The 25,551-nt window shown below is 68.4% G+C and carries 16 protein-coding genes; 7 read left to right on the forward strand and 9 right to left on the reverse strand.

Annotated elements, in window-relative coordinates; all coding sequences use genetic code 11:
• The first annotated feature begins 11 nt into the window (after nt 1–11).
• Complete coding sequence (locus ABIE51_RS19030; protein ID WP_115842020.1) at nt 12–770, forward strand: endonuclease/exonuclease/phosphatase family protein; 759 nt, start codon at nt 12–14, stop codon at nt 768–770.
• Nucleotides 771–877: 107 nt separating this feature from the next.
• Here the strand turns inward: ABIE51_RS19030 and ABIE51_RS19035 are convergent, their stop codons facing one another.
• The 5 genes from ABIE51_RS19035 to ABIE51_RS19055 form a co-directional block, all read right to left on the reverse strand.
• A complete protein-coding gene (locus ABIE51_RS19035; protein WP_502913314.1) occupies nt 878–3,730 on the reverse strand; it encodes a TonB-dependent receptor in 2,853 nt (950 codons plus the stop codon).
• A 302-nt stretch (nt 3,731–4,032) separates the two neighbouring features.
• The gene (locus ABIE51_RS19040; RefSeq protein ID WP_192632656.1) at nt 4,033–5,139 is read right to left on the reverse strand and encodes a fimbrial protein; all 1,107 of its coding nucleotides are present in this window, start codon (nt 5,137–5,139) and stop codon (nt 4,033–4,035) included.
• Nucleotides 5,136–7,721 carry a fimbria/pilus outer membrane usher protein gene (locus tag ABIE51_RS19045; protein ID WP_192632655.1) on the reverse strand — a complete coding sequence of 862 codons (2,586 nt, stop codon included), beginning with the start codon at nt 7,719–7,721 and terminating at the stop codon, nt 5,136–5,138. Before ABIE51_RS19045 ends, ABIE51_RS19040 begins: the two co-directional genes overlap by 4 nt.
• A 181-nt stretch (nt 7,722–7,902) precedes the next feature.
• Nucleotides 7,903–8,634: a fimbrial biogenesis chaperone gene (locus ABIE51_RS19050; RefSeq protein ID WP_192632654.1), complete on the reverse strand. Its 732-nt coding sequence runs from the start codon at nt 8,632–8,634 to the stop codon at nt 7,903–7,905.
• Nucleotides 8,635–8,703: 69 nt separating this feature from the next.
• Nucleotides 8,704–9,270 (reverse strand): fimbrial protein, encoded by a 567-nt coding sequence (locus tag ABIE51_RS19055; protein WP_192632653.1) that lies wholly within the window; start codon nt 9,268–9,270, stop codon nt 8,704–8,706.
• Nucleotides 9,271–9,745: 475 nt separating this feature from the next.
• On the opposite strand from ABIE51_RS19055, the gene ABIE51_RS19060 reads away from it, so the two are divergent.
• On the forward strand, nt 9,746–14,086 hold the full coding sequence (locus ABIE51_RS19060; RefSeq protein ID WP_192632652.1) for an ATP-binding protein: 4,341 nt from the start codon (nt 9,746–9,748) through the stop codon (nt 14,084–14,086).
• An 8-nt stretch (nt 14,087–14,094) separates the two neighbouring features.
• On the opposite strand, the gene ABIE51_RS19065 is transcribed toward ABIE51_RS19060, so the two are convergent.
• Nucleotides 14,095–14,895: a sulfite exporter TauE/SafE family protein gene (locus ABIE51_RS19065; protein WP_354504740.1), complete on the reverse strand. Its 801-nt coding sequence runs from the start codon at nt 14,893–14,895 to the stop codon at nt 14,095–14,097.
• A 194-nt stretch (nt 14,896–15,089) separates the two neighbouring features.
• On the opposite strand from ABIE51_RS19065, the gene ABIE51_RS19070 reads away from it, so the two are divergent.
• The 4 genes from ABIE51_RS19070 to ABIE51_RS19085 all read left to right on the forward strand — a co-directional run bounded on the left by ABIE51_RS19070 (nt 15,090) and on the right by ABIE51_RS19085 (nt 19,752).
• Nucleotides 15,090–17,138 carry a transglycosylase SLT domain-containing protein gene (locus tag ABIE51_RS19070; protein WP_192632651.1) on the forward strand — a complete coding sequence of 683 codons (2,049 nt, stop codon included), beginning with the start codon at nt 15,090–15,092 and terminating at the stop codon, nt 17,136–17,138.
• Nucleotides 17,139–17,164: 26 nt separating this feature from the next.
• The gene (locus tag ABIE51_RS19075; RefSeq protein WP_192632650.1) at nt 17,165–18,064 is read left to right on the forward strand and encodes a complex I NDUFA9 subunit family protein; all 900 of its coding nucleotides are present in this window, start codon (nt 17,165–17,167) and stop codon (nt 18,062–18,064) included.
• A 70-nt stretch (nt 18,065–18,134) separates the two neighbouring features.
• Nucleotides 18,135–18,512 (forward strand): PH domain-containing protein, encoded by a 378-nt coding sequence (locus ABIE51_RS19080; protein WP_192632649.1) that lies wholly within the window; start codon nt 18,135–18,137, stop codon nt 18,510–18,512.
• Nucleotides 18,513–18,525: 13 nt separating this feature from the next.
• Nucleotides 18,526–19,752 (forward strand): multifunctional CCA addition/repair protein, encoded by a 1,227-nt coding sequence (locus ABIE51_RS19085; protein ID WP_192632648.1) that lies wholly within the window; start codon nt 18,526–18,528, stop codon nt 19,750–19,752.
• A 413-nt stretch (nt 19,753–20,165) separates the two neighbouring features.
• Here ABIE51_RS19085 and ABIE51_RS19090 read toward each other — a convergent pair whose 3' ends face one another.
• The 3 genes from ABIE51_RS19090 to ABIE51_RS19100 all read right to left on the reverse strand — a co-directional run bounded on the left by ABIE51_RS19090 (nt 20,166) and on the right by ABIE51_RS19100 (nt 24,689).
• Nucleotides 20,166–22,793, reverse strand: coding sequence for a TonB-dependent receptor plug domain-containing protein (locus ABIE51_RS19090; RefSeq protein WP_192632647.1), 2,628 nt, complete (start codon nt 22,791–22,793; stop codon nt 20,166–20,168).
• Between the two features lie 247 nt (nt 22,794–23,040).
• Complete coding sequence (locus ABIE51_RS19095; protein WP_354504743.1) at nt 23,041–23,460, reverse strand: VanZ family protein; 420 nt, start codon at nt 23,458–23,460, stop codon at nt 23,041–23,043.
• Nucleotides 23,457–24,689 carry a class I SAM-dependent methyltransferase gene (locus tag ABIE51_RS19100; RefSeq protein ID WP_157031346.1) on the reverse strand — a complete coding sequence of 411 codons (1,233 nt, stop codon included), beginning with the start codon at nt 24,687–24,689 and terminating at the stop codon, nt 23,457–23,459. Before ABIE51_RS19100 ends, ABIE51_RS19095 begins: the two co-directional genes overlap by 4 nt.
• 74 nt (nt 24,690–24,763) lie before the next feature.
• Here ABIE51_RS19100 and ABIE51_RS19105 point away from each other — a divergent pair, with 74 nt between their 5' ends.
• On the forward strand, nt 24,764–25,513 hold the full coding sequence (locus tag ABIE51_RS19105; RefSeq protein ID WP_192632646.1) for a pteridine reductase: 750 nt from the start codon (nt 24,764–24,766) through the stop codon (nt 25,511–25,513).
• Nucleotides 25,514–25,551: the final 38 nt, after the last annotated feature.

The following is a 25,551-nucleotide window of genomic DNA, read 5'->3' on the forward strand; positions in this document are numbered from 1 at the left end:
CGCAAGATCGAATGGACACCCGCCGGCTCCGCCTGCTCAGCGCGAACATCCAGGCGGGGTCCAGCACGCGCGGCTACCACGATTACGTCGCGCGCAGCTGGTCCCACGTGCTGCCCGCGGGCAACAAGCGCGGCAGCCTGGACGCGATCGCGCAGCTGGCCGGCGAGCACGACATCGTCGGCCTCAACGAGAGCGATCCGGGCAGCCTGCGGTCGGGTTTCACCAACCAGACGCACTACCTCGCCCAGCGCGCCGGCTTCGATTACTGGAGCCACCAGCCGAACCGTCGCGTCGGCGGCGTCGCCTCCAGCGCGAACGGCCTGCTGAGCCGGCTGGAACCGAAGGAAGTCATCGATCACGCCCTGCCCGGCCGCATCGCCGGGCGCGGCGTGCTGCTCGCGCGCTATGGCGAGGGCGACAAGGGACTGCTGATCGCGGTCGCGCACCTTTCGCTCGGCGCGAACTCGCGCGCCGCGCAGCTGGGTTTCATCGCCGAACTCCTGCACGACCACCCCAACGCGGTGCTGATGGGCGACTTCAACTGCTCCATCGACGTGCCCGAGATGCGCGCGCTGTTCCGCAACACGCGCCTGCAGCCACCGGACGGCGAAGTCCATACATTCCCGAGCTGGCGCCCGCAGCGCGCGATCGACCACATCCTGGTCGGCGACGGGCTCAAGACGTCGAACGCACGGGCGCGACCGGCGGCGGCGTCGGACCATCTGGCGCTGTCGCTCGACCTTCACGTGCCGGACGCCGCGTTGCGCTGAAGGCTCGCGTTCGTCGGCACAAACGGTTTCCACGACACCACAAACAGAAACGGCCGATGGCGAACCATCGGCCGTTTCGTTTTTCGGACTGCGGAACGATCAGGCGATCAGAAGCGGTAGTCCGCGCTGACGTACCAGAACGCGCCCGGCAGGTCGTACGTACCGGCGTCGTAGCCGTTGAGCGAGCAGGTCAGGCACACCGGCGGCTCCTTGCCGAAGACGTTGTTCACGCCGACGGTGAGCTTGAGCTTGTCGACCATCGCGTTGTCCCAGTTGAACTGTAGGTCGTGATAGGTCGTGGAGCCGAGCTTGTTGGTTTCCACGCCGCCCATGCAGCCCGGGGCCTCGGACACCGGCACGTTCGAGCACAGCTCGTCGACCGACGAGATGTAGCGCACCGTCCAGCCGACGTTGAACTGGCCCATCGTCCAGTTGGTCTGCAGATTGGTCTGCCACTCGGGGATCGCGCTGTCGTTGACCTCGATGCCCACTTCGCGCTGCGACTTGTTGCCGTCGACGTCGACGGCCTCGTAGTCGTTGACGTAGGTGGACTGCAGCGACGCGCTCAGGCGGCCCCAGCTGAAGTCGCTCGACGACCAGTTGACCTTGAAGTCGACACCGTCGGTTTCGATGCGGCCCAGGTTGTCGAGGAAGTTCTCCGGCGGATTGAGGTTGCCACCGGCGCCGCGGGTGAACGGCGTGCAGTTGACCGAGCCGACGCCGCCTTCGCGCAGGCAGGTTTCCAGCAGCGCCTGGATGTCGCGGGCCTGGATCGCGTCGTCGATCTTGTGGTGGTAGTAGCTCACCTCGAAGTCCAGGCGCTGCGACCAGTCCAGCCCGCTCGCCCAGCTCGGCGCGTACACCACGCCGAAGGTGTAGCTGTCGGACTCTTCCGGCTGCAGGTCCGGATTACCACCGGTGAAGGTGGTGATCTGCGTGTTGGCCTGCTCGAAGTTCGGCGGCGCGCCCTGCGCCGCGCAGCCCGCCGCAAAGGACGGATCCGCCGGGCCCGGGCTGCCGGTCGAACCGCAGGGGTCGACCAGCGTGGCGCCGAACTGCGTCAGGCCGTACAGCTCGCCCAGGTTCGGCGCGCGGAAGCCCTGCGAGTACGTACCGCGGACCACGATGTCCTCCATCGGCTGCCAGCGGAAGCCGGCCTTGCCGGTCGTCGTGCTGCCGAAGGTGGAGTAGTCGGAGTAGCGGATCGCCGCCTGCAGGTCCAGGGTCGACAGCACCGGGAACTGGAATTCGGCGTACACCTCGTCCACGTCGTACGAGGCCGACACCGGCGCGGCGAAGGAGTCCTGCGACTCGCCGCTCTGGCGCAGCGGATCGGGGTTGAAGTCGCCGCGGTAACGGCGGTGTTCCACGCCCGTCGCGAAGCCGGCGGTGCGATCGCCGATGTTGAACATGTCGCCGGTGACGTTCGCCGAGTACAGGTCGAGCACCTGTTCGGAGGAGTCGATCTGGCGCGTGCGGATGTAGTCGATCATCGCCTGCGTCATCGGACGGCCCTGGCCGCCGAAGATGTCGAGCGGCACGCAGCCCGCGACCTGCGCACACACCGCCGGATCACCCAGCGCCAGCTTCATCTTGGCGACGTTGTAGCCGTTGAGGAATTCCTGCGTCGCCTTGTTGTCGGCGTGCGCGTAGTTGAAATCCCAACCGAAGCTGCTCGTGCCCAGCGTGAAGGTGCCATCCAGGCCGACGTTGAAGTACAGCGTGTCGACGTCCTGGTTGAAGATGCGCGGACCGACTTCGACCGGACGACGCGTCGCGACGAGGAAGTTCGAGTTGGCATCGAGCGTGTAGCCGAACGGGTTGTACGGATTGTCGGCGTGGATGCTGATGGTGTCGGCGATGCCGCCCGTGCCCGCGCCCGGGCCGACGAAGATCGGTTCCGGTGCCGCCTGGTTGGTCGAGGTGCGGTTGTTGTACAGGCCCTTGACGTGCAGGCGGGTGTTGTCGGTGACGTCGTAGTAGACGCTGGCGAAGATCGCCTTGCGCTTCTGCGGCGTCAGCAGGAGGTTATACGGCGCAAAGTTGAAGCGGTCGCTGCCGTCGAACGAGTTGTACGTACCACCGTTCGGGTTGTTCGGATCGAACACCGGCGTGGTGGTGCCGTTGTTGAGGGTGATGTCGTACCAGTTCTCGGTATCGGCATCGCAACCGCCCACGCCGGTGGTCGGGCGCGTCGGATCGCAGAAGAAGAAGCGACCCTGCGGGATGCCCGAGCTGCCGCCGCGCACGCCGGTGCCCGGCGTCGGATAACGCGACTGTTCCCACGAACCGGAGCTGATTTCCTGCTGCTCGAAGTAGCTGGCGGTGAACACCGCCGACCAGCGATCGCCGCTGCCGCCGAGCGTCAGGCTGGCTTCGGTGGTGTCGCCGCCGTCCTCGTACTCGCCGTAGTAGGCGTGCACTTCGGCGCCGTCGAAATTGCGGCGGGTGATGATGTTGATCACGCCTGCGATGGCGTCGGAGCCGTAGATCGCCGAGGCGCCGTCTTCCAGCACTTCGACGCGTTCGACGATGGCCAGCGGGATGGTGTTGAGGTCGGCGCTGCCGCTCACGCCCGAGGCGGAGGACTCATTGACCCAACGGACGCCATCGACCAGCACGAGCGTGCGCTGCGAGCCGAGGTTGCGCAGGTCGACCTGCGCCGAACCCGCGCCGATGCCGCCGCCATCCGGCGGATAGCCGAAGTTGCCGGAGGAGTTGAACTTGGCGTTCAGCGCCTTGCCGCTGGACGTCATCTGCTGGAGCAGATCGCCCACGGTCTGCAGGCCGGTCTGGTCGATCTTGGCCTTGTCGAGCACGAACACGGGCTGGGCCGTGACGGCGTTGGTCTGCTTGATGCGCGAACCCGTCACCGTGACGGTGTCGAGCGTGGTGGCCGAACCCTGCGGGGCCGGCGTGGCGTCCTGCGCGGCCGCGAGGCCCGGCAGGGTCAACAACAAGGAAAGCTGGATCGCTCGCGTGAGCGATTGACGGCGCATGGCTCTCATTACTCTCTCCCTCGAATGAATGAACAGCAGCAACGGCCGCCTCCCCTGCCCGGGCGGCACCCCAGAGTTGTAAACAATTCGTGAATCGGCCACAAGCGGCAAAGCGTTGACCAACGATCGGCACAGTCTGGCGGGAGTGTTGCCCCAGTCAGCGCTCCGGGCAGCCCAATTCCGGCCCGGCGCGGGCTCGGGCGGTCGCGAAAGCGTCCTTGCGGGGCCGATCGGCCGGCGGCGGATGCCCCGATACGTCGGGGTCAGTAGTAGGAGGCGGTGATGGTGACCGCGCTGGAAACCGTCCCGCCGGTCAAGCCCCCGGTGCGGAAGTAGCGGGCTTGGAACGGGACGTCCAGGGTCGAACCGCTCCCCGAGCTGCCCGCTTCGAACGTAGTGTTGAGTTCCAGCGGATTGCCCTTGAAGAGCAACTGCACACCCACGCCCGCGGCGCTGCCCGTGTTGGCCAGGACGGTAGGGGTGGCCGGCGCGCCGTCCATGCGCATCCGGACCGCGGTGGCGAGGGCGCAGTTCTCGAACGAGACCTTGAAGTCCTTGGGGCGCGCAGTGGACCCGATCGAAGGAAGCTCCATCGCGCGCGCCTCGTCCAGCGCCACGGTCTGGTTGGCGGTGCCGGTCGTGATTGCGCAGGTCGGGTCGATGAACTGGAAAGTCACCGGCGTGGTGGTCTGATTGCCGAACTGCCGCGTGCACTCCTTGCCTTCGGGACAGTCGTTGCCGGCGAACTGATAACCGAAACGCACGAGCGAATCGCTGAAGGTTCCGGCCTTCAGCGAGGTGTCGGTGCGCACCAGGTCAAGCTTGAAGGTGTAGGTGTTGGTGGAGTTCAACGGCGCCAGCCCGCCGGGGCCCCAACCTCCCGGATAGAAGTTGTCGCCGCCGTTGGTGCCGTACCACGTCGGTGCGATCAGCCCGCCCACATTCGTGTACATCCGGAAGCCGAGTCCGCCCATGCCGGTCGCAAACGTCTTCTGGTCCAGCGATGTGGCGACAAGCGGCGCCTGTGGGGTGTAGTTCATCTTCCAGCCGCTGGATGCCCCCGCATCCTTGGCGGTGCAGACCACGGACAGCGTGACCGTCGCGGAGGCGACCACCTGTCCGATGGGAGTGTTCTTGTTGATCGACACCACGGCCGGGGAAAACGGCGTGGTCGACACCGTGCCGGAACACCTCGCAGACGCCATGCCGGGCAACAACAGGATGGCGCACGCCCACAACACGCTTCCCAGCAGACACCTGTACGTCTTCATCTTTCGTCCCGTGATGGATCCCGCCGATGGAGTCGCGGCGACATGGCCCGTGGCCGCGCCTTGCGTCGCCCGTTCGTCTTCGCAGTGGATTCGATTCACCTGGTTTCCTCCCTAGGGCCCATCAGTTGCGCGATGGGCGCGGGCACCGACGCATGGCATACCGCGTCGACGACCGGCAGGCCGGCAGGTTCGTGCGGGGCGGCAGGCGGTGGTGAAACATCGAGAGTGCACTGGCCGTCGCTCGCCCAGCTGACAGTGAGCAGGCGCCGGTCCTCCCTGGAGAGCCGCACGAAGACCTGACCGCCCTGACCGACAATGCCGACGTCCTTGCCAGCGCCGTCCACGACCTGTGCGCCGAACGGCAGCGTGCGACCGTCTTCCGTCCGCGCCCGGATCAGGATCGACCGGCCGATCGTCGTTTCGAATTTCAGCGCCACCACCGCGCCCGCGCGCGGGATCGCCTGCAGCCGGGACGTATCGAGCTGGACATCCGCCGCCAGGCCGTTGGGATCGAGCGTGACGTCGTTGATGCGGTAGGGAATCAGGCTCGAGGCGATCGCGTAACCACGCCGGTCGACGCGGATGGCCGGATCGCTTTGCAGCCGCGCGCCTGCCGCATTCCGGGCATCCACCACGCCGATGGTGTCGCCGAGCTGCGGCGCCAGCGTGATGCCACCCGCATGCGCCACCATGCCGCCACTCGCCGACACTGACGCCTGCCGGCTTTGTGCATTGCGCGAGTACGACATGCCCAATGTGGAGAGCGCGGCGCGCCAGCCGGCATTGATGCCAACCGTATCGGTGTCGCGATCGTTGAAGTTGCCGCTCACGCCGTAGTTGAACTGCCGACGATCACCTGCATTGCCGGTCACGCCCGCCTGGACGGAGTTGCCGTCGTGGTCGTGGCCCGCGGCGAGCGTGACCTGCGGCGGCGTGCTGCGGAAGCCGGAACTTCCGAGCGGCATGGACAGGCTCAGGTTGGCCTGGTTGTCGTACCCGCGGCCCGCCAGTCGGGTGCGGCTGGCATTCACGCCCAGCGACACGTTGCGGAACTGCCGGTTCCAGCCCACCTGGTAGCTCGAATCCACCGGCAGCGAGCCGCTCCAATAGTCGTTTCGCGAACCGCTGACGAACAAGGATCCGCCGCGCTCCCCGAGGCTCTGGCTGACCGTCAGCTGGAAGCGGCTTCGCTGGTTCCCCGCACCATCGCCCACGCCGCCGCGCAGCTCGCCATTGCGCACCTCGTCGTCAAGGCGGACCGCATCGTCCAGCGACAGGTAGCCACGACTGGAATACCGGTACGCGGCGAGCGCGAAGTCGGTGTTCGTCTGCGGGATGCTCTTGCTGTAGGTCAGGCGCGCGCTGTAGCCGGCGGCGTCCTCGTCGGGAAGGGCGAACTTCGTCTTCGCCCCGGTCACGTCGAGCGACACGGCGCCCACCGGCGTGTTGAAGGCAGCGCCCACCAGCACGCTGCGATAGAGGTGGCCGTCGGTGGCCTGCACGCCGGCGTACGTCGTGAGCAGGATGCCCAGTCCGCGCTGGAACGTGCCCTCGATGAAGTTCGGTGCCGCGCCGTGGAGCGCGCCATTGCGGACCTGCCCAGCCGCGGCCGAATAGCGCCACACGCCAGGGCGCAGCAGCTGCGGCACGGCGGCGTACGGGACCGAGAACGCCCGCTCGCGGCCGTCGGCCTCGATCACGGTCACCTCCAGGTCGCCGCCGTAGCCGGTCGCGTACAGATCATCGATCTCGAATGCGCCGGGTGCGACGTTGGTTTCGAGGATCACGAAGCCCGCCTGGCGAATCACCACCCGGGCATTGGTCTCGGCGATGCCTCGTACGACAGGTGCGTAGCCACGGATCGAATCCGGGCGCATGCGATCGTCGGTGGCCAGCTTGATGCCGCGCAGGGCGGTCGAATCGAACAGCTCGCCCGAGGTGAACGTATCGCCGAGGGTGAACTGCGATTGCAGTGCGGTGACGTCGTGCTCCGCATAGCTGCGGATGTTCTGGAAATCCTCGCCTGCCCCGCTTTCCCGGCGCCAGGACGACTGGTTGCGCAGGCGCCAGCCACCCAGGTTCAACCCCATCGTGAGTCCGGCATAGGCGCCGGTCGTGTGGCCGCCGCTGTCGTAATCGAGCTGGTTGGCGCTGACGTTGTAGCCCAGCGTCAACGCATCGACGCCGCGCTCCCACAGCGCCGGGTCGACCTGCCCGCGCGCGCTGCGGCGGAGCGCGACTTGCGGAATCGACAGATCGAGGCGCAGCTGGTTCATGTCGAAGCTTGCACGCGCGTCTGCAATCACCCGCTCGACGTCGATGCACGTCTGCGAGACGTCCACGCCCTCTGACTTGAGGCGGGCGGTATCGACACCGAGCGCATCCAGCGCCTCGCCTGACAGGCATGGCCGCACAGCGCCGTCCGCCAAAGCGCGCAGTTCGATCGTGCGGCGCGCGAGCCGATAGCCGTTGAGGTAGACGTCGACCGGATACTCACCGGGCGCCACCGCGTTGGCGTGTTCGAATCGCGTCAGGTCGGTCGACGTCGCGCTTTCGCCGAGGAACAGCGGGCTGAACTCGACGGCATCCGGCGCCGGTTCGGGCGCGGGCAATGGCGAGGGATCCGGTGATGCACTTGCGGCGAACGGCACCTGCCCCAGCGCGGCCAGCACGACAACCACGATGCGCCTTCGCCTGTAGCCTCGCGCGGCTGGCGCGAGGATGCATGAATCAAATGAATGCATGTTTCGATCTCGCGTTGCTGGCGGCCCGCGGTCGGCGTGCGCTCGCGGCGGCACCCCGTGCGCGCGTCATGCGCCCGTTGCGGGAGGAAGGCTCGATTCGAACGCCGGGCTTGCGGCCTCAGTCCGTGTAGGACGCGCGGCTTTCGACGAAGCCGCCGTAGTCGTTGATGGCGGTGAGCAGCACGGTTCCGCTGCCTTTCCCGGGCTCGCCGTCCACGGGGAACATCGCGCTGCCCAGCGCCGGACACATGCCACCTTTTGGCATCGCTTCCCTTGTTCCGCGCTCGACGCGGACCTCGGCGAAGGAGACGTTGTAGGCGGTGGGATTGGTGCACTCCAGCGACGGGGCGCCGCCCGAACGCAAGAGCCGCCACTGCAATTGCGCGATCGAATCCAGCGGCGCACCGCGCAGGCCTTGCGGACGATAGAAGATCTTGATGCGCGTACGCACCGCAAACTGCAGGAAGTTGTCACCGCCGTCCTGTCCCTTGGGACGCGGCGGTATTTCCAGCACGTTGAGCCAATAGACCGACTCGCGATCCTTCGGTACATCCGCTCCGTTGAACATCAGGCGCAGCGCCTGACCCTTTCCGGGTTCGAGGCGCGACATCGGTGGCGTCACGAGGAATGGCGCCGTGCTGTTCGCGGCGGTTTCATTCGCATCGCCCGCATCCGTCCAGACCTGGAGCAGGCGCGGACTCCGCCCGTTGTTGTCAACCTGGACCGTGACCTGCGATTCGCCGGCCGGATAGATCACGCGGGTGCCGGCGATCTGGACGTCGGCATGCGCTGGCGTGAGGCCAGCGGCCATCCACGCGAACGCGCAGCCCACTCGTGCGAGCAGTTTCATGAGCAGTTCCTGGAGTTTCCCCGAAGCGGCGGGGTCGCGCGGACCCCGCCCAGATGCGTCACGCGCGACTCAGTTGTAGACGACCGAGTAGTTCACGTAGGTGTTGACGTCGCCGGCGCCCGCGGCGCCGATCGCGTAGTACTGCGCGGTGTACTTGAGCGTGGCGGTGTTGCTGGCGATTTCTTCCTTCGAGCCTTCGCCACCGGCGTTGTTCGAAAGATCGATCGTCGCGCCGGCCTTGTTCAGCAGGCCGACGAGCACGTTGGATGCGCCACCGGTGGCGGTGTTCTTCAGGCGGCCGCCGTGCGCGGCATCGACGGTCGGTGTACTGGTCTCGAACCACATTTTCGCGATCTTGCCGTTCGTGCAGCCCGTCTGGCCGCTGCCACCGACGACCACGCTGAACGGCGTGTCGCCCGCGCTCTGGCCGGACGTCGCGAGCGCCGTGGTCGAGACGCTCGGAAGCGTGACGGTGAAGTTCGACGTGCCGCCGTCGGTGTTGTCGCCGCCCTTGATGGTGCAGGTGACGTCCGAGATCTTTCCGGTGAAGGTGATCTTGCCGTCCGCGGCGGCGGCCGACAGCGACGTGATGCCGACGGCCGCGAAGAGTGCGGCGGAAATCAGGGTCTTGCTCATGCGTCCATATGTCCTGTTGTTTGGAGGTATCGCCGTTTGGAGGGCAGTTGTTCGGTTGCTGCCCACTTCGCCACTCCCCAGCGACGGCACGCATGCTGGCCCGCAGGGGCGGGACTGGAAATCAGATAAATCTCGCGGAACGCAACCACGGCGAGCCGAATCGCCCACCGACAGTTGGATGCTCATGTGCGCGCTGAAAGGGTTTCATTGCGCGACGGAGGAGATTTCCGCCGCGTCGTTCCACCTGCGGAAGAGGTGCGTACGCGTGGCTCCCCAGCGACTGTTTCTTACTGCGCTGGCAGCATTGCGAGGCAAAGCCCGATCTCGGTCGTCCGGCATGGCCGGAAAGAAGCATTTCACGCAGCCTTGACATGCTGCGTCGGCATAGCAGGCAGATTCAGACCAGTCTGATGGTTGCCCTTCCGGGGGCCACCTAGTCTGCGGTGGAAGCACGACCTTTCACGACGAGACCCCCATGAGCCTGGGCACCTCCTGGCATCGCCACCGGCTCGCGTGGCCTTGTCTGCTCCTGATCAGCCTGTTCCTGTCCGCATGGGCGCATGCGCAGCCCGCGCCGGGACGCTCGCAGGCGACGGCCGCGCCGCGCATTTCGCTCACGCCGTCCGAGCAGGCGTGGCGACGCGCGCACCCGGTCGTACAGGTGGGCGTGTTCGCAGGCGATTTCGTGCCGTTCGAGGCGTGGCGCGGCGGCCGTCCGGAGGGCCTGGGCGTCGATTACATGCGCATGCTCGCCGCGCGCGCCGGCATGCAGCTCGAATTCCATCCGTACACCGACTGGGAAGGCATCGCGGTCGGCCAGTCGAAGCAGGCGCCCCCGTACGACGTGCTGCTCGCGCAGCCGGTGATCGGTCAGCGCATGGAGCGCTTCCACATGCTGCGGCCGTTCGTGTCGTCGCAGCAGATCATGCTGGTGGCGCGAAAGGGAGACGTGCAGATCCGCAGTGCGCGCGACCTGGACTCGGCCCGCGTCACGATCGAACGCCGCTTCCTGCTATCGGCCAAGGTGTTCGCCGAGCGCCATCCGCGCGCGACGCTCGTCTACGCCGCCGACGGCCACGAAGCGCTGGACATGCTCGCGCGCGGACAGGCCGACGCCTACCTCGGCGTCACCTTGCCGCGCACGACCGCGCTGGTGCGACAACGACGCGCGGACGACGTGGCGATCCTCGGGCCCCTGGACCTTCCGACGTTCGAACTCGCGCCCGCGGTGCGTCGCGACCGTAACGAGCTCGCCAGCATCCTGCGCAAGGCCGAAGCGGCGATCCCCGAGCGCGAAGTCGAACAGATGCGCCTGCGCTGGGGTGCGAGCGACGTGCCTTCGCTGGCAACGTCGCACGCCGTCGGCCTCACGCGCGCGGAGCGGGAATGGATCGCCTCGCTGCCCGTGCTGCGCGTGGGCTACGAAGTCGATCGCTTCCCCTACAGCTTCCTCGCGCGCGAAGGCGGCTTCGACGGCATTGCGGCGAACTACCTGGAACTGATCCAGCGCAAGCTCGGCCTGCGCGTCGAACTGGTACCCGCCGCGGACTGGAACAGCCTGCAGCGCATGGCGCTGGCGAACGAGATCGACCTCATCGCCGCGGGCAGCACCGGCGACATCGACGGCGACGAAATGGTGTTCAGCCGCTCGTACGAGGACTTTCCGCAGGTCATCGTCGCACGGCTGCACGGACCGGCCATCGCAAGTCCGTCCGATCTGGGGGGCCTCACGGTCGCCGTGCGCGACGAGCCCGGCGTGTTGGCGTCGCTTCACGCGCTGCTTCCACAGACGAAACTGCGCACCGTCGGCGGCAACGAAGCCGGCCTCGCGCTCGTCGCCAACGGCGGGGCCGACGCCTACATCGGCACGCTGCCGGCCATCGACGCGCTGATCCGCAACCGCTACGCCGGCGAGTTGCGCGTCGTCGGGCCGGCCGGTTTCGATACGGAGCTCGCGTTCGGCGTGCAGCGCCAGTACGAACCGCTGATCCCGCTCATCGACCGCGTGCTGGACAGCACGGCGGAAGACCAGCGCCAGGCGATCCGCGCGCGCTGGCTCACCACCGACTACGTCTACGGCCTGCCATGGCGCTGGGTGCTGCTGGCGACCGTCGCGGCGCTGCTCGTGCTCGGGGCGATCGGCCTGGCGTATGCGCGACTGCGGCGCGCATCGCGCCTGCAGGCCCGCGCGGAAGCCGCGCTCGCCGCGCAGCTGCACTTCCAGCAGGCGCTGCTGGAGAACATTCCCTACGCGGTGTTCGTGAAGGATCGAGAGGGCCGCTACATCACGGTGAACCGCGCGTACGAGGCGATGTTCGGCATCGCGCGCGAGCAGCTCGTCGGTCGCACCGCGCGGCAGAGCGCGCACGCCAGCGCCATCGACGACGACGTCCTTACCGGCGAGGACATGCACGTGCTGGCGACCGGACAGGGCACGCGGCGCGAACTCACCGTGCCCGCGCAGGCAGGCCGCGACGGCCTCCGCCACCTGATCGTGTGGCGCCACCCGCTCGCCGCGGCGGAGGACGGTCCGCTGCGCCTGATCGGCACGATCGTGGAAGTCACCGACATCCGCGAGGCCGAAGCCCGCGCACGCGCGTCCGAACAGCAACTGCACGACATCACGCAGGCGATGCCGGGCACGGTGTTCCAGGCTCGCGTGTCGCCCGACGGACAGCGTCGTTTCACGTATGTCGCCGGCGACACGGCGGGCATGCTCGGGCTTCCGCCGGACGAAGTGCTGCATCGCGAGTCGCTCGTGTTCGCGCGCCTTCATCCCGACGACCAGCCGCGCGTCGAGCAGGCGATCGACACCGCGGTGCGCACGCTCAGGCCCATCCCGGCCTTCGATGTCCGCATCCGCATCGGCGACGGCTGGCGCTGGTTGCGAACCGAAGGCGGCACGCCGCGGCGCCTCGACGACGGCGCGGTGGAATGGAGCGGCTACTGGGTCGACACGACCGAACTTCACGCGCAGGCCCAAGCGCTGGGCGAAGCCAAGGCGCAGGCGGAATCGGCCGTCGCTGCGAAGAGCATCTTCCTCGCCGCGATGAGCCACGAGATCCGCACGCCCATGACCGGCGTGCTCGGCCTGATGGAACTGCTCGCGCACACGCCACTGGACCACGAGCAGTCCGGCATGGCGATGATGGCGCGCGATTCGGCGCGCGCGTTGCTGCAGATCCTCGACGACATCCTCGACTACTCGCGCATCGAATCCGGACGGCTGGCCATCAGCGACACCGACTTCGATCTGCGCGAACTCGTCGACAGCGTCGCCGGCCTGTTCGGCGTGCGCGCGAAAGAAGGCGGCGTGCGTCTGTATTCCATCGTCGACTGGCGATTGGCGACGCGCTTCCGCGGCGACGCGATGCGCATTCGCCAGATCATCGCGAACCTGCTCAGCAACGCGCTCAAGTTCACCGCGCAGGGCCACGTCGCGTTGCAGGTCCGGCTGCTCGCCGAATCCGACCACGGGCAGCAGCTGCGCATCGAAGTCGTCGATACCGGCATCGGCATCGCGCGCGAGAACCTCGCGCGGCTGTTCCAGCCGTTCACGCAGGCGGAGGAATCCACCACGCGCCGTTACGGCGGCACCGGGCTGGGCCTGTCGATCAGCCGCCGTCTCGCCGAGATGATGGGCGGAAGCCTGCACCTGGAAAGCGAGCCGGGCGACGGCACGCGTGCCGTGCTTGAACTTCCGCTTGCGGTCGTCCAGCCGCTGCAGGGGCGGCCGGAGTTCGAGGGACGCACGGCCGTGGTATGCGTCGCCGACGAACTGCGCTCGCAGGAAATCGGCAACGGCCTGAGCTCGTTCGGCTTCAGCCTGATCGAAGCCGAAGCGTCGGACCTGGTCGAATTCGACGCGGGCGACATGGACCTGCTGTTCGCCGACGCGGCCATGGCGATCCCCGCCGCACTTGCGGACCGTCCGCTGGTTCTCGTCACGTCCGACGACGCCCCGAACACGCCGGACGACGACCGCGTGCGAATGGCCGGCGATCCCCAGACCACGCGCGCACTCGCGCGCGCATGCCACGAAGCCCTCGGCCTGGTCGTACCGGATGCAGGCGCCACGGACTCGACGCTGGCGAGCGCGACGCACGAGGCGCGCATCCTCGTCGCCGAAGACCATCCGATCAATCGCGCGGTGATCGGGCGGCAGCTCGACAGTCTGGGCTACGCCTTCGCGATGGCGACGAATGGCGAGGAGGCGCTCGCGGAGTTGCAGCGCGCGCACTACGACCTGCTGCTCACCGACTGCCACATGCCGGTGATGGACGGTTACGCGCTGACGCGCGCCGTACGCGCGTCGGAGACCGGCGGCACGCATCTGCCTATCGTCGGGCTGTCCGCGAGCGTCCTTCCGGAACAGATCCAGCGTTGCCGCGATGCCGGCATGGACGATTTCCTCGGCAAGCCCATCCAGATGGATGCGCTCGCGGCCAAGCTTTCGTCGCTGCTGCTGTCGCCGGGCGCGGCGCACGCGTTGTTCGTCGGAGGCGAACCCGCGGGGCTGGATCGCCTGCGGACGGTGTACGAGGACGAATCGGACTACCGGCGCGTCCTCGGCGAACTGCTCGCGATCAGTCGCCGTGAGCTGGCCGAACTCGACGAGGCCATCGACGCGGGCGATCCCGCGCGGCAGCGCGAACTCCTGCACCGCATCGAAGGCGCGCTGGTGCTGGTCGGCGCGCACATGGCCCCGCCGGACGACTCACCGCGCGATGTCGCGCTGCGCCGCGCGGCGATCGTCGCGACACTCGACAGCATCGCCTCGTCGCTCCGCGATGCGAGCAGCAACGCGATCGGGTGATGCGGCCGTCAGCCGCTGAACAGCAGGCTGGTGCCCACCAGCACGAGGAATGCGGCGAACACGCGCTTGAGCGTGTCGCCGCGCAGGTAATGCGCCAGACGCGTGCCATACGGCGCGGCGAACACCGACGCGGCCGCTACGCCGATCGCCGCGGGCAGGTAGACGTAACCGACCGCATGCTGCGGCAGCGCGCCGGGCGGCGCGTGCATCGCGTAGCCGATAGCGGCCGCCAGTCCGATCGCGACGCCGCATGCGGACGAAGTGCCGACGGCCCGCACCGGCACCACCCCGCGCCATACCAGCAAGGGCACCGTCATGCTCCCGCCGCCAATGCCGACCACCGCCGACAGCGCGCCGATACCGACGCCGGCGGCGGTCATCGGAACGCCGCGCGGCGCTGGCACTTCCGTGCCGCGCGCCTCGCGCGAACCGCCGAAGATCAGCTGCGCCGCGGCGAGGAAGCAGTAACCCGCGACGATCCAGCGCAGCGCGTCGTCATCGATGTGCACCGCGATGCCGCTGCCCACCCAGCCGCCGACGAGAAGCCCGGGCACCATCCAGGCCACCGTCGGCCACAGCACGCTGCCGCGCCGCGCGTGCGCGCGTGCCGACGCTGCGGCCGTCAGCACGATGCTCGCCAGCGAGCTGGCCAGCGCGGCGTGCATCGCGGCCTCCTTCGGCACGCCCATGCCGGGCAGCAGCCACGCGAGCGCCGCCACCAGCACCAGCCCACCGCCCACGCCCAGCAGTCCGGCGAGGATGCCGGCGATCGCGCCAAGCCCGAGGAACACGAAGAGTGACAACAACATGGAAGCTCCCGATTGAAACCCTGCGCTGCGGGACGCCACGCGTCGACACGGCACGCGGAACGACAGATGCAGACATCACGCGCGTCCGGCCAGAACGTCGCGCCACACACGATGCGTCATACCCGAAACGACGCCTGACCGCAGTGCGGATCATGGAGACGGCCGCTTCACGATGCTGGGCTATAGTCCCGCCAATGGTCCCCCGCCCATTCATCATCGTACTCGCTGCGTGCAGCGTGGCCCTTGCGGCATCTGCCTGTGCGCAGACGCCCGCGGCCGCGCGCGCCGTGTCCATCCCACCGTTGCCGAAGCCGCTCGCCGATCCGAAGCTCGATCGCGTGCGCACCGCGTTGCAGGCCGCCGAAACCGGCCCGATCGACGCGGCGCAGTTCTCCGACCTCGCGCAGCATCCGCTGTACGGATGGATCGAGTACGCATCGCTGCGGCGCGATATCGACAACCTGTCGCCCGCCGTCGCGCAGGCCTTCCTGTCGCGCAACCAGGGAAAGGCGGTCGCCGACGCGTTCCGCGAGACGTGGATCGCCGCCGCCGCACGACGCCAGGACTGGTCCTCCGTGCTCGCCGCGTGGAGTCCCTCGATCAAGAGCACCGCGCTGCGCTGCAACGAGCTCGACGCGCGGCAGGCGCTCGGCCGCGCCGACGCGCAATGGACACGCGATGCGCAGTCGATCTGGCGCACCGGCAAGTCGCTGCCCGATGCCTGCGACGCGCCGATGATGGCGCTCGCGGCGCAGGGCGGACTCACGCCGGAGCTGCGCTGGGAACGCATCGAGCTCGCCGCCGCCGAATGGCAGCCCGGCGTGATGCGCGCCGCGGCGCGCGGTTTGCCCGCCGATCAGGCGACGCTCGCCAACGATTACGCCGCCTTCCTCGATACGCCGCACGAGCGCGCGCTCAACTGGCCGAAAACCGAGCGCAGCCGCGAGATCGCATCGCAGGGCCTGGCGAAGTACGGCAAGACCTCGCCGGCGGGCGCCGAGGCGATCCTGCCGAAGTACGCCGACGCGCTCGGCCTGAGCGAAGCGCAGCGCGGTCGCGTGCTGTACCAGATCGCGCTGTGGACCGTGGCGTCGTACGAGCCCGAATCGGCGCGTCGCCTCAACGCCGTGCCCGCCTCGGCGTACGACGAACGCCTGCACGAGTGGCGCGTGCGCGAAGCGCTGTCGCGTTCGGACTGGCCCGCGGCGCTGGCGGCGATCCAGAAGATGGGCGCCAAGCAGCGCAGCGATTCGCGCTGGATGTATTTCGAAGCGCGCTTGAACGAGATCGCCGGCCGCAAGCCCGAGGCCGAGCGGTTGTTCCGCGACGCCGCGAACAAGCCCGACTTCCATGGATTCCTGGCCGCCGACCGCCTCGATCTGCCCTACGCGCTGTGCCCGTGGCTGCCGGAAACCACCTCCGCCGCGCAACAGGCGATCGCGCGCGATCCGGCGATGGTGCGGGCGATGGGCCTGTTCCAGCTCGACCGCATCGGCTGGGCCGTGCGCGAATGGGACGACGCGCTGTCGCGCTTCAACGACGAGCAGCGCCGCATCGCGGTGGAAGTCGCGCAGGGCAACGGCTGGTTCGATCGCGCGGTTTTCTCGCTCGGGAAGAATCCCGACGAGTCGCGCCTGTACGGCCTGCGCTTCCCGCTGCACCACGAGGCGACGATCCGGCGCGAGGCGGCGAAGAACAACCTCGATCCGGCATGGGTCGCGGCGGAGATCCGCGCGGAGAGCATCTTCTACCCGCGCGCGCGGTCGTCGGCCAACGCGATGGGGCTGATGCAGATCCTGCCCGGGACCGGCTCGGGGGTCGCCAGCCGCATCGGCCTGCCCTGGGGCGGCGCGGAGAGCCTGTACGACCCGGACACCAACATCATCCTGGGCACCGCCTACCTGCGTCAGCTGATGGACAAGTACGGCGGCCAGCCGTACCAGGTCATCGCCGGCTACAACGCGGGCCCGGCGCCGCTCGCGCGCTGGCAGTCGCAGCGGCCCGGCATGGAGCCGCCGTTCTGGATCGAGACCATCAGCTACAAGGAAACGCGCGAGTATGTCGCGCGCGTGCTGGCCTTCAGCGTGCTGTACGACTGGCGCCTCAACGGCGACGCGTTGCGCCTGAGCAATCGCCTGATCGGCCGCACCGATGGTGCGCGCACACGCTTCACGTGCCCGACGCCCGCCGCGGCACCGCCGGCCGCACCGGCGACACAATCCAGTTCCCGATCACAGCGTTGAAGTCCGGCCTCGCCTAGACTTTCGCCATGACACAACGTCACGTGGTGATCCTCGGCGGCACCGGCTTCGTCGGCCGGCATCTGGTCGCGCGCCTGTTGCAGGGCGGCGACCGCGTGACCGTGCTCAGTCGCGGCGCGGACGCCGCCAAGCGCCGCCTCAAACCGCAGGGCGCGAGCCTGATCGAAGGCGACGTCGCCGACGCGGATTTCCTGGCCGCCGTGCTCGACGACGCCGATGCGGTGGTGAACCTCATCGGCATCCTCAACGAGAAGGGCGATCGCGGCGACGGCTTCGAGCGCGTGTTCGTCGGCATCACCGATGCGTTGATCGACGCGATGCAGCGCATGGGCGTGCGCCGCCTGCTGCAGATGAGCGCGCTCAATGCGGGGCGCGGCGAAAGCCACTACCTGCAGGCGCGCGGTCGTGCCGAACAACACGTTCGCACGTCCGGGCTCGACTGGACGCTGCTGCGTCCGTCGGTAATCGCCGGACCCGGCGACGGGTTGTTCTGCCGCTTCGACGGGCTGCTGAAGTTCGCGCCGGTGCTGCCGATCGGTCGGGCGGACGCCCGTTTCCAGCCGGTGTGGGTCGGCGACGTCGTCGAGGCCTTTGCCAAGACGCTCGACGAGCCGCGCAGCATTGGCCAGTCCTACGATCTGGTCGGTCCGGACGTGATGACGCTGAAGCAGATCGTGAAGCTCGCTGCGCGCGGTCGGGGGCGGCACCGCGTGGTGCTCGGGCTGCCGACGTCGCTCGGCAAGCTGCAGGCCGAAGTCGGTGAATGGCTACCCGGCAAGCCGATCAGCCGCGACAACTGGCGTTCGCTGCAGCTGGACTCGGTGAGCATGGAAGACGGCCTGCGCCGTCTGAACCTCACGCCGACGCCGGTGGAACCGAAGCTGGCGGAGATCCTCGCCGGCTGCTGATGCGCCCGAACACGGAGCGCATCGCGCCGGTGCGCTAGCATCGCGCCTGCACCGTTCCGGAGACACGCAGATGGGCCTGATCGACACCCTGCTCGGCCATGCGGGCGAGAAGCCCGTGGAGAAGATCGCCGAGGAATTCGCGCCGCTGCTCGCGCCCGGCGAAACCCTGGAGCGCGCGTTCGGGCTCATCCGCGACCTGATCGTGTTCACCGACCGCCGCATGATCATGGTCGACAAGCAGGGCGTCACCGGCAGCAAGGTGCAGTACCTGAGCATCCCGTACCGCAGCGTGGTGATGTTCTCGGTCGAAACGGCCGGGCATTTCGACATGGATTCCGAACTGCGCATCTGGCTGTCCGGGCAGTCGGCGCCGATCTCCCGCACGCTCGGCCGCGACAGCGGCGTGCGCGAGATCCTCGCCCTGCTCGCCCAGCACGCACCGCGCTGACAGGCAGCGCTGGATGAAGCGATACCTCGTCGGCGGCGCCGTGCGCGACCGCCTGCTCGGCCTGTCGCACGGCGACAACGACTGGGTCGTCGTCGGCGAAACGCAGGCGTCGATGGAAGCCGCGGGATTCCGCGCCGTCGGGCGCGACTTCCCGGTGTTCCTCGATCCCGAGAGCGGCGAGGAACACGCGCTCGCGCGCACCGAACGAAAGAGCGGCCGCGGCTATCGCGGGTTCGTGGTGGATGCCGATCCGTCGGTCACGCTGGAAGACGACCTGCAGCGTCGCGATTTCACCATCAACGCCATCGCGCAGGACGAAGACGGCGCGCTGGTCGACCCCTACGGCGGCGCGCGCGACATCGAGGCGCGCGTGTTGCGTCATGTCGGCCCTGCCTTCGCGGAGGATCCGCTGCGCGTGTTGCGCGCGGCGCGGTTCATGGCGCGCTTCGCTTCGCTCGGTTTCACCGTCGCGCCGGAAACCATGGCGCTGATGCGCGAGATGGCCGCGTCCGGCGAACTGGCCGAACTCACCGCCGAGCGCGTGTGGCAGGAAACGCGGCGCGCGCTTGCGTGCCAGACGCCGTCGGCCTTCCTGCGGACGCTGCACGACGCAGGGGCGCTGGCCGTCGTGTTGCCGGAAGTGGATGCGCTGTACGGCGTGCCGCAGCGCGCGGAGTACCACCCGGAAGTCGATACCGGCGTGCATGTCGAACTGGTCTGCGACATGGCCGCGCGCCTGGCGCCCGGCGACGACCTGATCGGCTTCGCCGCAATGACGCACGACCTCGGCAAGGCGCTGACGCCTTCGCACGTGCTGCCCAAGCACCTCGGCCATGAACACGCCGGCCTTGCGCCATTGCGCGGGCTCTGCGACCGGTTGAAGGTGCCGACCGAACATCGCCAGCTGGCCGAAGCGGTGTGCCGCGAACACCTCAACGTGCACCGTTTCGACGAACTGCGCGCGAGCACGGTGTACGAATTGCTCGCGCGCTGCGACGGGTTCCGCAAGCCGGCGCGCATCGCGCAGATGGCGATCGTGTGCGAAGCCGACAAGCGCGGCCGCGCCGGCCTCCAGGACGTGCCCTATCCGCAGGGCGAGGCACTGAAGGCAGCGCTGGCGGCAGCGATGACGGTGCGCGCGGAGGACGTCGCGCGCGGCCTGAGCGGGCCGGAGGTCGGCGAGGCGATGAGGAAGGCGCGGATCCGGGCGATTGCGGAGGCTACGGGGAAGAAGCCTTAGGCCATGGTGGATTCCAGCGTTTGCTGGAATGACGGCGGAGACATGGTTCCCCGTTGTTGGAGTGCCCATGCGGTACGGGCCTGGGTCCCGGCTTTCGCCGGGATGACGGGGCTTTCAACGGTGCTTTCAGCGTTGCTCGTACCGCACGAGTCGAGTCGCCGTGGCCGCCCAAAGAAAAACGCCGGCCGACTCCCCAGTCGCCCGGCGTTTCCTGATCCTCTGACCGCGGCTCCCTCGCCCCCTGGCACCGGGAGTCCGCGTTTCGCGCCGCCGTTTAGCGGCATCGCGACGCCACGATACGTGAAGCTTCCGTTAGGAACCGTGCGGCGATCACAGGATTCCACACGCCCCTGCGCCCCGCCAACGCACCGCGCGGGCAACCGTGAACACGGTCGCACCGCGCGGCCGGTCGATCAGAACTGGTAGCTCGCCTTCACGTACCACTCGCCGCCGTTGAACCCGAACGGCGAGGACAGCGGGTACTTCGCGCCCAGGAACGTCAGCGTGGTGTTCGTCTCGCGGTCGGGGTAGTTGTCGAAGACGTTGTTGCCGCCGACGGTCACGTGCAGCTTGTCGTCCATGAAGGCGAAGGTCGCCGACAGGTCGAACAGCCATTCCGAGCCGAACTCGCCCCGCTCGCCGAAGGTGAAGTCCTCCCAGCTGTCGTAGTAGTTCGCGCGGGCGGTGAAGTTCACGTTCCACGGCGAGCGCCAGTCGAAGGTGATGACGCTGCGGTTGTTCGGCAGCTGGTTCTCCAGGTCGGCCACGCGCTCGGCGTCGATGACCGGCGTCGTCGTGCCCGGGATCACCGCCACCGAGTCCACTTCCTGCTTGTTGTAGCTGTGGCGGAAGTCGAACACGCCGGTGCCCCAGCCGCCGAAGTCGGCGCGATAGACCGCGACGAGGTCGACGCCCTGCACCGTGCTGTCGAAGCCGTTGACGAAGTACGACACCTGGCGCAGCAGTTCCGCGCCCGGCACGCCGGCGTCGATCAGCGCCTGCTGCTGCGGCGAGCCGTCGGCGACGTTGATCGTCTGCAATGCGATGCGGTCTTCGACCTCGATGTTGTAGTAGTCCAGCGTGAGGCTGAAGACGTCGTTGGGCGCCCACACGAAGCCGGCCGAGTACGACAGCGATTCCTCCGCCGTCACCGGCGTGGCGCCGAGCGCGATTGCCGCCTCGCTCGCCACCGGGAACGTGCCCAGCGGCACGAGGTTGCCCGACGAGTCGGCCGTGGTGGTCACGTCCAGCGTGTTGAGCTGGCCCGGCGTCGGCGTGCGGAAGCCGGTGTTGACGGTGGCGCGCACGGCGAAGGCGTCGGTGAAGGCGAAGCGCGTGGAGACCTTCCAGTCGAAGGTGCTGTCGAATTTCGACGTGTCCTCGTAGCGGCCCGCGACGCCGACGGTCCAGTCTTCGACCACGTCGGTTTCCAGGTCGAGGTACGCGGCGCGGCTGTACTGGCTGAAATCGCCCGCCGCTTCCGGCGAGTCGCCCTGGAAGCCGTCCGAGCCCACGCCGAACAGCGCGCCGGTCGGGCCGTTCTCCCACGAAGCCGTGTCGCCCGCGCGGATCTTGTAGGTCTCCTCGCGCCACTCGGCGCCGAAGGCGACGTTGACGGGCGTGGCGAACACGTCGTTCTGCCACGGCCAGACGAAGTCGGCGTTGGCGCCGCGCTCGAGCTGGGTGAGATCGCCCGGCTCGAAGCTGGTCGGGCTCAGGCGGCCCAGGCTCGGATTGATCGAGCTGGTCATCTTGTAAATCATGTGGTTCTCGCCCTGGCGCAGGCTGACGTCCCAGCGCAGGCTCCCGGCGGTTTCGCCCTTCGCACCGAACACGCCTTCGTAGTCGGTGATCTCCGCGCCGAAGGTCGGCGTATAGCCGCCCGGGAACAGCGGGTAGATCGGGTTGAGCGCGATCCAGCCCGACGGGCTCGATGCATCGGCGGTGAGGTAGTCGGCGGGATTGAGCCCGCGCGCGACGATGTCGTTCACCAGCGCCTGCTCGACCGGATCGGCGACGCCGTTGCCGTCGCTGTCCACCATCAGCGTGCCGCGCGGCGTCACGCCGGGCACGCCGACGGGCGTGCGGTAGAAGAAGCTCGATTCGTACTCGGTGTCGGCGTAGCTGCCGAAGCCATAGAGGCTGACGTTCTCGTTGATCGGGTATTCGGCGTTGAAGAACGAGCGCAGGCCTTCGCCGTCCGGATCGCCCCAGCGCTGGCCCAAACCTTCGAACGGCACCAGGTTTGTGCCGACGGCCGCGCCAACGTCCGCCGCGTCCGCACGCGGGATGCCGCGCGAGGTGTGGTCGGAATCGAAGTACTCCACCGTCATGTTGAAGAAGCCGCCATCTCCGAGTTCGGCGCCGGCGTTGAACGAGGTGCGCCAGCGGTCGCCGTCGCCCTCGTAGGTCGAGCCGTACTGGCCGTCGATGCGGACGCCGTCGGAGTAGTCGTTGAGCAGCACGTTGATCACGCCGGCGATGGCGTCGGAGCCGTACTGCGCGGACGAGCCGTCGCGCAGCACTTCCACGCGCTGGATCGCGGCAGAGGGAATCAGGCTGTAGTCGACCGCCTGCGAGCCTTGGTTCACGGTGCCGAACGGTTCGACCTGCAGGTTCACCAGCGCCGAGCGATGCCGGCGCTTGCCGTTGATCAGCACCAGCGTCTGGTCCGGCGGCAGGTTGCGCAGGTTGGCCGGGCGCACGAACGCGGTGCCGTCGGCGATCGGGAAGCGCTGGGTGTTGAAGGACGGCGCGATGTTGGCCAGCTGGTCGGTGAAGTCGGCCGAGGCCTGCTTCTCCAGGTCCGCCGGCCGGAAGACATCGACCGGGGACATCGATTCGGTGGGCGAGCGGCCCTGCACGCGCGTGCCGGTGACCACGAGCTTGTCGAGGTCCACGGCTTCCTGGCGGTCGGCGGGCGCCGCGGCGGGGGCCGGAGGCGTCTGCGCGGTGTCCTGTGCGAAGGCGGGCGATACGACGGTCGAGAACAGCGCGGCGAGGACGGCCGTGGTCAGGCGATGTCGGTTGGCAACGAGCATTGGCGGTTTCCTTACTCAGGGTGGGCGGACTCCCCCTGTCGAGCCCAGCCCCGAGCTTTAACCGGCCTTTAACCTTTGCGCAATACCTACCGTCGCTTTGCCTAATCTGCTTTTATGGCGATCTTTTGTACTGCGACCGCCATCTCATCTCAGGCGGACGCTGTTCACCAGGCGCGCGTCCCGGTCGCGAACATCGCGCATCGGCTTCGAATCGCGTGCAAACGGGATCGAATGCCGCCAAACGCCACTAGCGACCTCGGATCTTCTCTTCGATCCAGACCAGCAACCCGCCGATCGCCGTCGGCCCGAGCATCAGCCCCGCCAGCACGCCCAGCGAATTGGCCAGCGCGTCGGCCGAATCGGCCATGCGGCTCACCGTCCACGCGCCTTGGGCGAATTCCAGCGCGACCCCGAGCGCGATCAGCCCCACCGCCGCGATCGCCTGCGCCCGCCGGTGCGCGAACAGCATCACCGCCCAGGCGCTGAGGATCAGGTAGCCGACGAAGTGCTCGACCTTGTCGAACCCGTCGGGCACCTCGGGCAGGTCATGCGCCGGCAGCAGCGAGGACGCCACCACGGCGGCGATCATCGCGATCCAGATCGCCACCCACAGCGCGGGCCAGCGGAATTCGCGCAGCCAGGGGCGCCGGCTCGCCGTCGCGCTCACAGGCGGAAGCTCAGGTCGCCGACGAGGAAGGCCGCGCCGAACTCGACACCCTTCTCGAAGCCCATCACCTGGAAGCGCTCGCCCATCTCGCTGGGCAGCGTGAGGCGCTTCACTTCCTGCGTGCGCTTCATGCGCTCGCCTTCGTCGGCGATCCGCTCGATGCGTTCGAGTACGCCGGCCAGCCCGTTGCCGAGCAGGAAGCTCGCCTGCGAGCAGTAGCCCGCGAAGTCGAAACCCGCCGCCACGCCGGCTTCGGCGAGCGCGGTGAAGTCGACCGAGGCGGTCAGGTCCTGCAGGCCCGGCCACAGCAGGGGCTCGGCATGCATGCGGTGGCGATAGAACGCGCGCAGCGTGCCGTCGCTGCGTTCGGGCAGGTAGAACTCGCCGCGCGAATAGCCGTAGTCGACGAACAGCATCGCGCCATTGCGCATGCCGCCGGACACCGCCTGCACCCAGTACGGCAGCTGCGGCAACGCTTCGGAGCGGTAGCCGTGCTCGAACTCGCGGCCGAGCTGGCGCTCCAGATGGCGCACGGCGTTGCCGAGGAACGCGTCGGCCGGACGCAGCACGCGCTTCAGCTCGCCGCCTTCGACCGCGACATGTTCCTCGTACACCTCACCCGCCTCGATGGCGAAGCGCGGCGTCGGCAGCGCGTCGATCACTTCGTTGGCGAACAGCACGCCATCCCACTCGTCGTCGAACGGCCCGTCGAGCCACTCGACCAGCTCGAACAGCGGCGGCACGAGACGCTCCTGCAGGCGCTCGCGCTGGCGATGCCGCAGCTGCGCGCTTGGCTCGAGGATGCAATAGCGATCGGGCAACGCGTCCAGTTCCATCAACCGCTTCAGCGCGACTTCGGCGAACGCGCCCGTACCGCCGCCGAGCTCGAAGAACCGCGCCTGCGGCCCGAGTTGCTGGAACACCGGCGCGACGCTCTCGGCCACGCATGCGGCGAAGATCGGGCCGAGTTCGGGCGCGGTGACGAAATCGCCGCTCTCGCCGAACTTGCTCGCGCCGGCGCTGTAATAGCCGAGCCCCGGCGCGTACAGCGCCAGCTCCATGAAGCGCGAGAACGGAATCGCGCCGCCGTTCCCGGCGATCTGCGCGCGGATCAGCTCGTCCACGCGCGCGCTGTGCGCGAGCGCGTCGGCGTCGGGCGTCGGCAGGGCGTTGGCTTCGCGCTGGCGCTGTTGCGCGTCGGGACGATGCGAAGGGGAATCGGTGGACATGCGGCATCGCCGTGGGAACACTGGCCGCTCAGGATACGCCACGCCCCGGAGAGACCCGTCATGGACGCATCTTCATGAGCACGCCCCGCTCCGCCGCGCCCGTGGCGCTGGTGACCGGCGCCGCGCGACGGATCGGCGCCGCGATCGTGCGTCGCCTGCACGGCGCGGGTTACGACATCGCGCTGCATTACCGTGGCTCGTCGGACGAGGCGAACGCGCTGGCGGCGGAACTGGAACGCGCGCGCGCCGGCAGCACGGTGCTGCTTCAGGCCGATTTGGCCGAGTTCGACCGCCTCCCCGAGCTGATCGCGCAATGCGTGGGCCGCTTCGGCCGGCTCGATGCGCTGGTGAACAATGCGTCGACCTTCACGCCGACGCCGATCGGCACCGCGACGCCGGCGCAATGGGACGCGCTGTTCGCCAGCAACGCGCGCGCGCCGTTCTTCCTCGCGCAGGCCGCCGCGCCGCATCTGCGCGCCTCGCGTGGCGCGATCGTGAATCTCGCCGACCTCTACGCCGAGCGTCCGCTGCGCGAACACACGCTGTACTGCATGGCGAAGGCCGCGCTGCTGATGATGACGCGCTCGCTCGCGCTGGAACTCGGCCCCGAGGTGCGCGTCAACGCGGTCTCGCCGGGCGCGATCCTGTGGCCGGAAAATCGCAGCGACACCGCCGCGCAGCAGGCGATGCTTGCGCGCACGCCGCTGGCCCGAACCGGAACGCCGGAGGAAGTCGCCGAGGCCGTGCGCTGGCTGCTGCAGGACGCGCACTACAGCACGGGACAGGTGCTGCATCTGGATGGCGGACGATTGCTGGCGGGATGACGGTTTTTTCTGGAACTGCCGGCTCGAACAGGCCCTTC

The sequence above is a fragment of the Lysobacter sp. OAE881 genome (assembly GCF_040546665.1).
Classification (GTDB): domain Bacteria; phylum Pseudomonadota; class Gammaproteobacteria; order Xanthomonadales; family Xanthomonadaceae; genus Lysobacter_J; species Lysobacter_J soli.